At 68.6% G+C, this 12,071-nt stretch carries 12 protein-coding genes; 2 read left to right on the plus strand and 10 right to left on the minus strand.

The window, feature by feature from the left end:
* The first annotated feature begins 123 nt into the window (after positions 1-123).
* Positions 124-609 (plus strand): redox-sensitive transcriptional activator SoxR, encoded by a 486-nt coding sequence (gene soxR / locus IT779_RS07430; RefSeq protein WP_196148388.1) that lies wholly within the window; start codon positions 124-126, stop codon positions 607-609.
* Here soxR and IT779_RS07435 read toward each other — a convergent pair.
* From IT779_RS07435 to IT779_RS07470, 8 genes are all read right to left on the minus strand, one after another.
* The gene (locus tag IT779_RS07435; RefSeq protein ID WP_196148389.1) at positions 578-1,450 is read right to left on the minus strand and encodes an SDR family oxidoreductase; all 873 of its coding nucleotides are present in this window, start codon (positions 1,448-1,450) and stop codon (positions 578-580) included. The two genes, soxR and IT779_RS07435, sit on opposite strands and share 32 nt — an antisense overlap.
* A gap of 57 nt (positions 1,451-1,507) precedes the next feature.
* Complete coding sequence (locus IT779_RS07440) at positions 1,508-2,635, minus strand: glycosyltransferase (protein ID WP_196148390.1); 1,128 nt, start codon at positions 2,633-2,635, stop codon at positions 1,508-1,510.
* A gap of 101 nt (positions 2,636-2,736) precedes the next feature.
* Entirely contained in the window at positions 2,737-4,554 is a 1,818-nt protein-coding gene (locus IT779_RS07445) for a putative bifunctional diguanylate cyclase/phosphodiesterase (RefSeq protein ID WP_196148575.1), read from the minus strand.
* Between the two features lie 67 nt (positions 4,555-4,621).
* Complete coding sequence (locus IT779_RS07450) at positions 4,622-5,548, minus strand: nitroreductase family protein (RefSeq protein ID WP_196148391.1); 927 nt, start codon at positions 5,546-5,548, stop codon at positions 4,622-4,624.
* A 255-nt stretch (positions 5,549-5,803) separates the two neighbouring features.
* A complete protein-coding gene (locus tag IT779_RS07455) occupies positions 5,804-6,238 on the minus strand; it encodes a GyrI-like domain-containing protein (protein ID WP_196148392.1) in 435 nt (144 codons plus the stop codon).
* A gap of 58 nt (positions 6,239-6,296) precedes the next feature.
* Positions 6,297-6,737 carry a GyrI-like domain-containing protein gene (locus IT779_RS07460; protein ID WP_196148576.1) on the minus strand — a complete coding sequence of 147 codons (441 nt, stop codon included), beginning with the start codon at positions 6,735-6,737 and terminating at the stop codon, positions 6,297-6,299.
* A 157-nt stretch (positions 6,738-6,894) separates the two neighbouring features.
* Positions 6,895-7,899 (minus strand): GAF domain-containing protein, encoded by a 1,005-nt coding sequence (locus IT779_RS07465; protein WP_196148393.1) that lies wholly within the window; start codon positions 7,897-7,899, stop codon positions 6,895-6,897.
* A 309-nt stretch (positions 7,900-8,208) separates the two neighbouring features.
* On the minus strand, positions 8,209-8,694 hold the full coding sequence (locus tag IT779_RS07470) for a MarR family winged helix-turn-helix transcriptional regulator (RefSeq protein WP_232541478.1): 486 nt from the start codon (positions 8,692-8,694) through the stop codon (positions 8,209-8,211).
* Positions 8,695-8,870: 176 nt separating this feature from the next.
* Here IT779_RS07470 and IT779_RS07475 point away from each other — a divergent pair, with 176 nt between their 5' ends.
* Positions 8,871-11,120 (plus strand): hypothetical protein, encoded by a 2,250-nt coding sequence (locus IT779_RS07475; RefSeq protein ID WP_332838700.1) that lies wholly within the window; start codon positions 8,871-8,873, stop codon positions 11,118-11,120.
* Positions 11,121-11,127: 7 nt separating this feature from the next.
* Here IT779_RS07475 and IT779_RS07480 read toward each other — a convergent pair whose 3' ends face one another.
* Positions 11,128-11,646, minus strand: a complete 519-nt coding sequence (locus tag IT779_RS07480) for a hypothetical protein (RefSeq protein ID WP_196148394.1) — start codon at positions 11,644-11,646, stop codon at positions 11,128-11,130.
* Positions 11,643-12,044 (minus strand): hypothetical protein, encoded by a 402-nt coding sequence (locus IT779_RS07485; protein ID WP_196148395.1) that lies wholly within the window; start codon positions 12,042-12,044, stop codon positions 11,643-11,645. Before IT779_RS07485 ends, IT779_RS07480 begins: the two co-directional genes overlap by 4 nt.
* Between the last annotated feature and the right edge of the window lie 27 nt (positions 12,045-12,071).

Here is a 12,071-nt window from a genome sequence, read left to right on the forward strand (position 1 = left end):
ACCCCGACCGTAGTTCGCCGAGGGCCCTCGAGTACGGAAATCCACGCCCCCAATGCTGGTGTCCGATTCCCACCCGCGTGCCGGACAACCTGAAGTATTGTTGAGGTGAATGGAGGAGCGTGCATGTCGAATGCCGATTGGCGAGCGAAGGAACTGACCCCCGGTCAACTTTCCGAGCGTAGCGGAGTGGCCGTTTCCGCGTTGCACTTCTACGAACGCGAAGGCCTCATCACCAGCCGCCGCACCAGCGGAAATCAACGCCGCTATACGCGCGAGACCTTGCGCCGGGTCGCCTTCATCAGAATCTCGCAGCGGGTCGGCATACCGCTCAGCGAGATTCGCGCGGCATTGGACAAACTCCCCGAAGGGCGAACACCGACCAGACGCGACTGGGAAACGCTGTCCACCACATGGCGCGGCGACCTCGACGACCGCATCAACCAGCTGATTCGCCTGCGCGACAACCTCACCGGCTGTATCGGCTGCGGCTGCCTGTCACTCGGCAGCTGCAAACTCGTCAACGAATACGACCGCCTCGGCACCGAAGGCCCCGGCGCGCGCGTCCTGGACACCCACCTCAACTGCCCTTCGAAACCAGCAGCCTGCTGAACCTTTCGCTCAACCGTCGCATGAGGAATTCGTAGGGGAAGGCGAATTTCCGGGCCCACCAATAGCCGAATCGAATATCGAACGAACTGTAGACGATGAACCGATTCCGTTCGACGCCGCGCAGAATGGCCGAAGCCACCCGTTCCGGCGCGACCGCGTGCCGGGTGAACGCGGTGGTGATCCGGCGCACCCTCGGATCCTGCTTGTCCACGCCGACGAGATCGAAACTGTGCACCAGCGGCGTGTCCACCGCGCCCGGCGCGACCAGGTGCACCGAAATGCCGTGCGGGCGCAGATCGAACCGCAGCACCTCGGAGACGCCCCTGATCCCGAACTTTGCCGCGCTGTAGGCCGCGTGCCACGGCAGTGCCAGCAATCCGGCCGCCGAGGACACGTTGACCAGCGCGCCGCCGCGTCCGGCACGCACCATGGGCGGCACGAAACTCTCGATCACATGGATCGGCCCCATCAGATTGACCTCGACCATCTTCCGCCAGTGGCGGTGCTCGAGATTCTCGACGGTGCCCCAGGTCGAGGTGCCCGCGACATTCATCACGATATCCAGCGCCTCGTGCTCGGCGTGCACCTCGGCGGCGAACCCGGCGACCGCCTCGTGATCGGTGATGTCGAAGGCGCGCGCGCAGAGAACCGAACCTCCCGCGGCACGGATATCGGAGGCCGTCTTCTCGAGTCCGTCGGCGTCGATATCGGTGAGCACGAGCAGCGCGCCGGATTCGGCCGCGGCCAGCGCCGTCGCCCGTCCGATACCGCTCGCCGCACCGGTCACCAGGGTTTTCGCCCCGCGCACCGTCCTGCGTCCAACGCCCACCGCGATCCCCATCTCCGCTCGGCCGAATCGTCACCGCAGCGTACTCGCCGCGCGCGACCGTGCGACGCGCTACCGGCCCATCACGTCGAGCATGCCAGCGACCGCGCGGGTCCAGGTGAACTGTTCGGCGCGGGTGCGCGCGGCCCGGCGGCGGTGCGCGGCGGGCCTGGCCAGTACGTCGGTGACGGCGTGCGCGAAGGCCGACGGGTGGTCGGCGGCGACCGCGCCGCATTCCTCGGTCACGATGTCGACCAGCGCCGAGGACCGGCTCGCCACCACCGGCGTGCCCGCGGCCAGCGCCTCCAGCGCGGCGAGCCCGAAGGTCTCGTGCGGTCCGGGCGCCAGCGAGACATCGGCCGTGGCAAGCAGTTTCGCGACCATGGTGCGATCGGTGATGAATCCGGTGAAATGCACCGCCGCGCTGCCGTCCGGCAGATTCGGCAGCGAACGCGCCCGGCGTTCCAGCGCGTCGCGGCGCGGACCGTCGCCCGCGACCACCAGCCGCGCACGCACGCCCGCCTTGCGCAGCTCCCCGATCGCCTCGATGCTGCGGTCGACCCGCTTCTCCACCGAAAGCCGCCCGCAGTGCACGAGCAGCGGATCACCGGGCGACCCGAGATCGGCGCGCAGCCGGTCGTCGCGACGGCGCGGGCTGAACAGGTCGAGGTCGACGCCGAGCGGGACCAGCTCCACATTCGGCGCCCCGATGCGCGAGAACTCCGCCCGCGCGAATTCGGTGGTGCAGACGACGATGTCGTAGTCGGCCGCGGTCCGGCGATTGGCCACGTCGGCGCAGCGCCTGGCCGCCGACCTCGGCATGACCTGCCCGAGCAGCCGATCGAGCCGCTCGTGCGAGATCATCAGCGAGGCCACGTCGCGGCGGCGCGCCCAGCGTCCGAATCCGCGCAGCGTGAGCCGGTCGGAGACTTCGAGGACATCCGGTCGCAGACCGGCGAGAACATCGGCGACCCGGCGCGGATCGGCCGCGCGGTAACCGCCGGTCCACGGGATCGCGAGGGCGGGCAGTGTGATTCGCACCGCACCGGTCGGCAGCACCTGCTCGTCGCGGCGCGGCCCCGGCACGATCAGCACCACCTCGTGCCCCGCCGCCGCGTAGCCCTCGCCGAGGTGATGCAGAGCGGTGCGTAGACCACCGGACCGCGGACCGTAGAAGTTCGCAAGCTGCACGATGCGCACCCCGCCGATCGTGCAGCGGATCAGGTTACCGCCGGGTCCCTAGCCCTCAACGGGACGTGAACAGCAGTGAAAGAACGGGATGAACGGCGAAGAAATCCCGGTCAGCGCGCGGACTGGGCCCGCCCGACCCTCGGCAGATCCAGGTCGAGCGGAATTCTTCCGAGCGCGAGATGCTCTTCCACGTTGTCGGCGGGCATCGGCCGCGCGATGAGGAAGCCCTGCGCGCGGTAGCAGCCGAGCCCGACCAGCGTGCGCGCGGCCACGGCGGTCTCGACGCCTTCGCCGACCACTCCGAGACCGAAGGATCCGGCCAGGCTGATGATGGATTTCACGATCGCCAGATCGTCGGTGCTCGCCCCGAGCCGCTGCACGAAACCGCGGTCGATCTTCACCGCGTCGACCGGCAGCGCCTTCAGGTGCGACAGCGAGCTGTAGCCGGTGCCGAAATCGTCGATGGCGATCTGCACGCCCATGCGCTTGAGCCCACGCAACGTGACCTGGGTGCGCGCCAGATCCTGGACCACGACGTGTTCGGTGATCTCCAGGCACACCGAACTGCCGTCGATGCCGAACAGTCGCAGGATGTCCTCGATGCGTTCCACGAAATCCAGGCTGACCAGCTGTACCGGCGAGACGTTGATGCGCATCACCACATTGCCCGCGAGGCCGCGCCGCCGCCACTCGGCGAACTGGGCGCACGCCGAGCGGATCACCCAGCGCCCGAGTTCACCCGCCAGGTTGGTGGCTTCGGCGACGCTGACGAAGGCCGCGGGCGGCAGCAGCCCTCGGGTGGGATGCATCCAGCGGACCAGCGCCTCCAACGCCACGATCCGGCCCGTGCGCAGGTCGACCTCGGGCTGGTAGTGCAGCAGCAGCGAACCGTCGGACACCGCGCCGCGCAGGTTCAGTTCGACATCGTCCTGCAACTCGAATTGCGCGCGCATGGCGTCGGTGAACACGGCCACCCCGTTGCCGCCGCCGGATTTGGCCGAGAGCAGCGCGTGATCGGCGCGGCGCAGCACGTCGGCGACGGTGGTCTCGCCCGGTATGCCCACCGCGACCCCGACGCTCGCCCCTCGGCTCACCGATTCACCGCCGACGGTCACCCGCCTGCCGATCAACTGCTGGATGCGGGTGGCCTCGTATTCGGCGGCGACCGCGTCCATCGGCTTGGCGGGCACGATCACGAATTCGTCGCCGCCGAGGCGGGCGATCATGTCGTTGGGGTCGAGGTGTTCGCGCAGCCGCGACGACAGCGTCCTGATGAAGTTGTCGCCCGCGGTGTGTCCGAGGAAGTCGTTGAGCGCCTTGAGCCGGTCGAGGTCGAGGAAGAAGGCCGCCACCGGGCCGGGGGCGCCCGCCTGCAGACGTTCCTCCATGTGCTCGAGCAGCGCGCGGCGGTTGGCAAGGCCGGTCAGGTCGTCGTGCAGTGCGATGTAGCGCAGCCGCTCCTCGGCGACCACGCGGGCCTGCAGCTGCGAGAACAGCGCCGCGATGGCCTTGAGGACGTTGAGCTCGCGAGTGCTCCACTCGCGGTCGCCCTCCTTGACGAAGCCGAGCACACCGGTGGACTCGCCGCGCGAGAGCAACGGCACCGCCGCCGAGGTCACCTGCCCGACGCCCGACCCGCGTTCCACCGTCTCCTGGTAGTCGGCGAATTCCGGAGTCGGGCGCGCCACCAGCGGCTCGAGCGAATATTCGATCTGCTGGAACACGGTGTCGGCGTTCTCGAAGTAGATGACGCCGAGCGGATCGGGATCGGGCACGTGGCTGCGGCGCGGCCATTCCGCGATCAGCACGGTGGCCCGGCGATCGCGATCGGTGTGCCGGACATAGCTGAAGTCGACGTCGAAGTATTCGACCAGTTGCGCGAGTACGCGTTCGGTCGCCGCCACCATGGTCGTGGCATCGACACCCATCAGCTCGGAGGCGACCTGGGTCACCAGTGAGTCGAGTGTCCGCCGAGGCACCTTTTCTCCGATCGCGCTAGCTACGGGTGTCAACGCCCGGCACCGGACGCCGCCTGCTCCGCACCGTGGCAGCGGCCGCGTAGCTCAGGCGCAGAACCAATGCCATGGTCTCATGCCTTGGCACTTCCAGGAGGTCCGGGAAACGGCTCTGAAGTGACGCTAGTGTATCCGCGTGGCCGGGGGAAATCTCAGCCAGTTCGCCAGAACTTTGCGCGCGGAGGTGTATCGACGGGCTGGACCGCACCGCCGGTCCGGGTCGCCGCGCACCGATCCGCACCCGCCGCACCGGCGCTACCACCCGAGCGCAGCAGGCGCGTGCCAGCTCGGACCCGAAGGCGACGGCAATGCGAGCGACAGAGAAGACCATTAGGTCTCTTTTGAATGAGTCGAGGCCAACGCCACTGTCCCGCGATCGCAACCGAGCGATCACCTCGGCGCGTCGCACGATCCCGAGCCCCACGCGGTCCACCGGCGCCGACCCTGCCGCCGTCGCGCCCGCGACGAGACGCGGCGCCGCGAAGAGCGAAATCGCCCCGTCGGATTCCCGGATTCGGACCGCCGCCGGCAAACCATGAGCAGCCGTCGCAGCCCCGGCGTCGCGAACCGCGGCCGCGAGCGCGACCGCACCGCCGCGTCGACTCACATCCATCGCCGCGGCCCGCTCGGGCGCGAGTTCCGCAGTGATCGAATCGGATTCGGCACGCGACCGCCGCGCCCGCACCTCGCCGCCCGTTCGCGCGCGCCGCACTGCCGTCGACACGACATCGGCCGGATCGGCCGGATCGACCCGCTCGAAGCCGGCGTCCCAGACAGGGCCGTCGACGCGCTGCGCGCACTCGACTTCAGGCCGTTCACCACCGGAGTGGCATCGTTCGACCCGCGACCGCGGAATTCCCCCGCCGTGAAAATCTCCCGGAACGACCGCAATCGCTTCGACAGTCATCGGTTTCCCACTCCGTAGCTCCGCACGCGCGCACGGTTGTCCTGCTTCGATCGGCGATTCCGCGTCGAACGGCCGAACCGTCCGACGCCGTCGCCAAACGCAGTATCCGCCATACAACCGGAATTCTCCAGGCGTCCCGCTAATTCCCCGAAAACATTACGGTAAGGTCCGAATCATCACAGTTCAAGACCTTTATTTCATCGTAGCGAGACAGCATCGAGACCAGTTGGTACCTAAACGGCTATCGAGTGGCAATCAAACGAGGATCGAGATGAAGAGTTCCACCGAATCCACACCGCGCCAGATCTCGATCTCCTCGCGGTACGCGCGGGTTATCTCGGCCGATGCGGTCGCGTCGTCCACCTGTGCCCACACGTCCTCGACCGGATCGTGGTAGTCACCGTTCGGCGCGAACCGGGCATATACCCCCTTCGGCACCCGCACGAGCAGATCGCCCACCGGCACCTCCGGCGGCGTCGCGTACTCGTAACACACCATCGCGTTGTAATTGCCCGCCGGATCGGGGACATAGACGGTGTACAGCGGGTCCTCCGAACCCGGCCGATCACGCAGCCGGTCCTTGAGGAACTCGATCAGATCGCTGTTGCTCACCTTGAAACTCGGCCGCACCCTCGGGACGACCAATCCGCCGTAGATCGCTTCGTTGCGAACGACGATCGCATAACTCATGTCCGTGCCTCACCCGCATCCGACGTCGTCGCGTCGCCCACCCGTATCGGGTCGGTCATCACGCTTCCACCGCCAGGTAGAGATCGATCTTGTACGCGTGCGGATAGCACTCGAAATCACCGGTATAGGTTCGTTTGATCTGCTTGTGTTCCTCGGCATAGGCGATCTGTGTCCACAGGTCGGTCATCACCTGCGGAAAGTTACCCACCGAGGAGAATCGCGCATAAGCGCCGGGCCGTAAACGCGCCACCAGATGACCGCGCGTGACCTCGTCGAAACCCGCGCACTGATAGCCGACGATCTGCGTGTGATAGGTGCCGAGTTCACCGCTGTAGTCGGTGTACGCGCTGGCCAGCGGCCCACCGAGCTCCTGGTGCAGCACCGCGGCCCACGCGGCCTCGAGGTCGTGGTCACGCAGTTCACCGAGCGCACGTTTCGGGCTGCGCACCGGGAGCCCGGCAACCCATGTCTCGTTCCGCTCGATGATTTCAAACTGCATGAATTGGCTCTTTCGAGGTGCATCCGGGGGCGGCGCCCGCATCCGGTCGGCTAGAAAGGCCATGCTATCAACACGGCCCGTTGTCAACGATCACACATCCGTCGCGCGGCGCGCTGTGCCGGGCGAGCTGAACTGGACGGATGCCCGTCAAGGAGGCTTACGTATTCGGTGCGGCGGCGACCGGACGAATGAGACAGGTCAGGAATCGCGGCCCGCCCCTCGGCAGCCGGATGCAGGACAACTCGACCGGACGCCAGCCGCGTTCCAGCGTCCGCAGCCGCACCACCAGACGCGCCGTCTCCACCCGGTACCGCGCGAGTTCGGACAGGGCGTGCAGGTAATCCGCCTGATCGTCGGGATGCACCAGATCCGCGGTGGCCACCGTGCAGTCCTCCGCACCCGGCGGGTCGACGTCGCGCGTAGCCGGGTGGTGGCGCCAGGCGATATCGGGCAGCGGCGGCGTCAGCCACTCGATGATCCGCATCGTCTGGATATCGATCAGCGCCGTGGTGCTGCTGAGCAGCGCGGCGGCGGCGTCGCGATGATAGGTCGGCGCGATCAGGCCGGGCTCGAGCGTCGGCCCGACCTGCAACAGCAGACCGCGCATCGTGTCGGGAGCGTGATAGCGGAGGAACCCGAAGACCCGCGCGCTGCGATCGTCGGCGGTGAGCACCCGCATGGTGCCCTGCCATTCGACGCCCGGCCGCACATCGAGGACCGCGGCCATCAGCCGGTCACGCTCCTCGCACTCGAGGATCCTGGACAGCAACCACGCGCCGTGCAGCTTCGGATGCCCCGCGGGCAGCACCGCGCCGCCCGCACCGTGACTCAGCACCGTCCACCGCGCACCGTCCCAGACGAACACGTCGATGGCGGGCGGATCCTCGCGCCGATGCTGTCCGACCCACAGCCGGACCGCGAGCGGCTTGCCCTCCGGCCCCGGCACCGGCTCGGCGAGGACCGTGTGCGGGTCGCCGCGCACGAGAACCTCACGGACACAACGGTCGTTCGCGTCGATGGCCTGGCTCACCACCGAACTCACCACGCCGGACAGCGAACTCGGCCGCACCAGCCGGTGCAGGGACCGCTCGCGCGCCATCCCCTCCTCCGGCACCTGCCGAATGGCTCGATCCGGTTCCGCCGCGTCGATCAGATACCACATACGTCCCGCCCCTTGCCTCGGTCTGCTACTGCCCCTGGCGGATTGCGCCTCCGGCGACTGCTGCCATGCCCCTGGACAGTCCCGCGCGTGCGCCTCGATCCCCGCGCACGCCGCGTCCGACTCTACGGCCATCGACGAATGCCGTCACGGCCGACCGGATTCCGCGCGCGAACCCCGCTCGTGCGACATTCGCGCCCATCGGCCGCCGGACCGGCGAATTCGGCGCGGTCCCCAGGGTTTCGGACGCGACGAACCCGACTGGCCGACGAAATCCGATCCACACCATAGCGATTCGGCTGCCGCCTGCGCTCAGCGACGGGTGACCGGCCCGTCGGGGGTGAGCTCCTGCTGATCGACGACCGCCGCGAACGCGCGCAGACGCGCACGGAACTCGGTCAGCTCCTCGGTATCCCAGCCGATCGCGCAGGCCAACTGCCGGGGGATGCCCCGCGCGCGATCACGCAGCGCGGCCCCGGCCGCGGTGAGTCCGACCCGCACCGAACGTTCGTCCTCGGCGGCGCGGCCTCGGGTCAGCAGACCGTTGGCTTCCAGCCGTTTGAGCAGCGGGGACAGCGTGCCCGAGTCGAGTTCGAGCGCGGCGCCGAGATCCTTCACCGACACCGGGCCGTGTTCCCAGAGCACCAGCATCACCAGGTACTGCGGGTAGGTGAGGCCGAGTTCGTCGAGTAAGGGGCGATAGAGTCGGGTGACGGCGCGCGAGGCCGCGTACAGCGCGAAACACACCTGGTTGTCGAGTCGCAATTCCTCGGCTGACGGCATTTCCTCGGCTGTCATCGTCACACCTCCTCCTCAAACGGTAGCGGGCAATTCAATTGCACACAATAACCGCTGGTGCAACCGGCACTTCTCGGTAGCCGCACCATTGCCCCGAAACCCGGATCGGCAGGTCTGGAATCGGGGTGAGTGCCTGTCTTGTCCTGTTTACCCGGTTCGCATACGATCCCGCCCTCGTGAGCACAAGCGCGACGCTGGAATCGCGTCGAACGAGATCGATCTGGGGGGCGGTGACCGCGCTCGGCGTGATCGCGGGCTACGCCGCGGTACTGCTGGCCGACCCGCGCCACTTCTACACCGACGACACCGAGGCGCAATACGCGCCCATGTGGGTGATGCTCGGCACCGAACTGCGCGAAGGACGATTCCCGGCCCTGGTCCCGTGGGAATGGATGGCGGGCAACTACTCCCTCGAGGAGGCGGGCCTCTACAACCCGCCGCAACTACTGGTGCACTTCCTCGCGCCGTCGATGGACAACATCGCGCTGTACGCGACCCTGGTGAAACTGGTCTTCTCGATCATCGCGGGCATCGGGGTGTACCGGATCTGCCTCGCCTACGGCGCCAAGGCGCCATGGTCGGCGCTGGCCGGTGTCGCCTTCCCGCTCAGCGGCTGGTTCCTGTTCTTCGACCAGGCCAGCTGGATGACCTCGCACACCGCGACCGCCTGGCTGGTCAACGCCTGGGCCTCTGCGGTGCTCTACGCGCGCGGACGCGGCGGGCCCATCCCGCTGTTCGTCTTCCTCTATCTCACCCTGACCGTGCAGTACGCGTTCCCGGCCGTACTGGCCGCACTGGTGATCCTCTCGGTCGCCGTGGGCGAATACCTCCACCAGCGCAGCGCCAATCCGTCGCTGCGACTGCTGCTCGCCGCGAGCTGCGCCGCACTCGCCGCGCTCGCCGCCAATCTGCCCGGCATCCTGTCCTCGCAGGTCACCTGGCGCGGCAACGCGAAGATCCACAACGACCCCTTCCTGACCGTGCCGTGGTCGGAATCGCTCAACGCCAGCCTGCCGAGCACCACACCCGCGTTCACGGCCTGGTGGGGTCACGTGCAGCCGCTGCCTATGGTCTACATCGCCTGGTTCCTGATTCCCGCGCTGGCCTTCATCGCCTGGCGGGCCGCCGCCGACTCGATCCGCGAATACAGCGGCATCGCCTTCTTCGCCGTCGCCGTGCTGATGTGGACGGCCGGGCCCGGCGCGATCGGACCGCTGCGCTGGCCCGCACGCGTGCTGCCGATGCTCGCCGTCGCCCTGCTGGTGCTGGTCTGCGTGCTGCTCAGCCGCCACGGCAGCTTCGCTTCGTCGCGGCGGCGGACACTGGCCGCGGCCACCCTCGTCGGCCTGCTGTTCATCCGATCCTTCTCGGCCGCACCGCAATTGGTGCTGCGCCATCTGCTCGCCGTCGCCGCGGTCGTCGCGATCGGCGCCGCCGCGGTGTGGCTGGCGCGCAACAGGGGCGCCGCGGCGGCCTGCGCACTCGGCGTCGCCGCCACGTTCCCCATCGCCTTCGCGCAGGTGCAGAGCGCGCCGACCACCCCGTTGTCCTACAACTATCCGACGAACCGGTCGGCGATGGCGGCCGCCTTCCCCGACTTCGACGGCCGCACACTGCAACTCGCCGACCGCGCACTGCTGCTGCCCGAGGACAGGAAACTCTCCGGCGCGTGGGGTTCGCTGGCGATCGGCAACTACGCCAAGCACCTCGGACTCGAATACGTGCACGGCTACACCCCCATCGGGCACGCCGCGTTCGCGGGCCTGCTGTGCATGGCGTGGGACGGCAGCACCTGCCCCGACGCCTACCGGCGCGCCTTCGAGACCGAGGCGATCACCGGACGGACCATCGTCGACCTCATGAAAGTCGACCGGGTGGTCCTGCACACGGCCCAATATCCGGGAGTGCGCGACCAGCCCGCCCCCTCGGGCTGGAAGTGGGTCGACTACCCGGGCCACGAACGCTACATCCGGGTGCTCGAGCGCGTCGACGGACTCCGCTCCACCCGCGACGGCATGATCGCCGACGCCGACGGCGTGCTCGCGACCTCCACCGCGAACAACACCTTCGGTTCCGCCGCGCGGGTCACCTCACCCGAGGGCGGGTGGGTCGTGCTGTCGAGGCTGAACTGGCCAGGTCACCGAATCACACTGAACGGCAGGGAATTACCGCTGAAGACCGTCGCGAAGACCTTCCTCGCGGTCGACATCCCGGCGGGCACCTCCGACGCCGAACTCGTGCTGAGCTGGCGACCGCCCGGCTGGGAGCTGAGCATCGCGGGCGCGTCGGCGGGACTGGCCGGAATCGGCTTGCTGCACTGGACATATCAGCGCAGGCGCCATCGCGACCTGGAGATCGCCCGGCCCGCCGCGGGCCTACCTCGCGACGACGACGCCTCCGAACGTCCGCTGGTCGGCGCCAGTTGAGGTCGGCTCAGGTCAGCATGCCGTCCACGCACAGTGCGTCCGTCCGCCAGGTCGGCGCGGGACGCGGGTCCTCGGACGCGAACCGCCACTGCGAGATCGGGGCGGCCGCCTTCCACAGTCGCGTGCCGTCGGACAGTGCGACGACCTGGTAGATGTCGTCCGATCCTGGGATCAGTTGGGCGCCGACGCAGTAGTCGGTGTAGCTGGTCCCCGGCTGTCGCGCGCCGGGGCTGAACCGGCCCTCGGGTGCGGCGTCGGCGCCGGGATTCGCGGCGACGGCATCGGCCGCCGCCGGGCCGCGCAACCAGTACGGCCCGGCGTGATCGACGCCGCAGGTGAAATTCGATCCGCCCGCGGCGACCGTCGTACCCCGCGGATACGGCGCGCCCGCCCAAAGGCAGGTCACCGGAAGGGCAGCGGTCCCGTGACGCGGTTCGGCGACGGATTCGGCCGCGCCGACCATCACCGCGCCCGCCGCCAGGACGGCCGCGGTCGCCGATCGGGCGAAGATCGCGCGGCCGGTCATCGTCCCTCCCGGCACCAGCTCGCCTGCGGTCGGCAGACCGTCCAACCGGAGTCGTCGGCGCGCGGCACCCCGGTCCATGTCGAGGCGCCGCCGTTGTCCCCGTGGTTGTTCGGCGGTTTCGGCTGGTTCGGTCCGCCGCGGTATTCGCGCAGCGCGTTCTGATGTTCGCGCTGCCGCAACGGATTCGGATCGCGGTGCCGGTAGCCGAACGGGTCGGTGTGATGCGCGCCGGTCGAGTCACCGCCCTGACCTGCCTTCGAATGACCGTTGCGTGCACCGGGATTCGCCTCGGCCGTACCGACGCCCGCCAGCAGCGCCGTGGTCAGCGCGCCGAGGGTCAGTACGGTCGCGCGTCTTCGCGAACGTCGTGATCCGGTAGGAAGAACACGGTCAGCCATGGCCTCGTTGCCTCGCTCTCGGGTGCT

The organism is Nocardia bovistercoris (assembly GCF_015674855.1).
GTDB classification, from domain to species: domain Bacteria; phylum Actinomycetota; class Actinomycetes; order Mycobacteriales; family Mycobacteriaceae; genus Nocardia; species Nocardia bovistercoris.

Excerpts from the sequence above, each read along its gene's own strand:
- soxR (WP_196148388.1), top strand. The coding sequence starts at position 124 with ATGTCGAATGCCGATTGGCGAGCGAAGGAACTGACCCCCGGTCAACTT.
- IT779_RS07435 (WP_196148389.1), bottom strand. The coding sequence starts at position 1,450 with ATGGGGATCGCGGTGGGCGTTGGACGCAGGACGGTGCGCGGGGCGAAA.
- IT779_RS07445 (WP_196148575.1), bottom strand. The coding sequence starts at position 4,554 with ATGGGTGTCGATGCCACGACCATGGTGGCGGCGACCGAACGCGTACTC.
- IT779_RS07450 (WP_196148391.1), bottom strand. The coding sequence starts at position 5,548 with ATGACTGTCGAAGCGATTGCGGTCGTTCCGGGAGATTTTCACGGCGGG.
- IT779_RS07455 (WP_196148392.1), bottom strand. The coding sequence starts at position 6,238 with ATGAGTTATGCGATCGTCGTTCGCAACGAAGCGATCTACGGCGGATTG.
- IT779_RS07460 (WP_196148576.1), bottom strand. The coding sequence starts at position 6,737 with ATGCAGTTTGAAATCATCGAGCGGAACGAGACATGGGTTGCCGGGCTC.
- IT779_RS07465 (WP_196148393.1), bottom strand. The coding sequence starts at position 7,899 with ATGTGGTATCTGATCGACGCGGCGGAACCGGATCGAGCCATTCGGCAG.
- IT779_RS07470 (WP_232541478.1), bottom strand. The coding sequence starts at position 8,694 with ATGACAGCCGAGGAAATGCCGTCAGCCGAGGAATTGCGACTCGACAAC.
- IT779_RS07480 (WP_196148394.1), bottom strand. The coding sequence starts at position 11,646 with ATGACCGGCCGCGCGATCTTCGCCCGATCGGCGACCGCGGCCGTCCTG.
- IT779_RS07485 (WP_196148395.1), bottom strand. The coding sequence starts at position 12,044 with ATGGCTGACCGTGTTCTTCCTACCGGATCACGACGTTCGCGAAGACGC.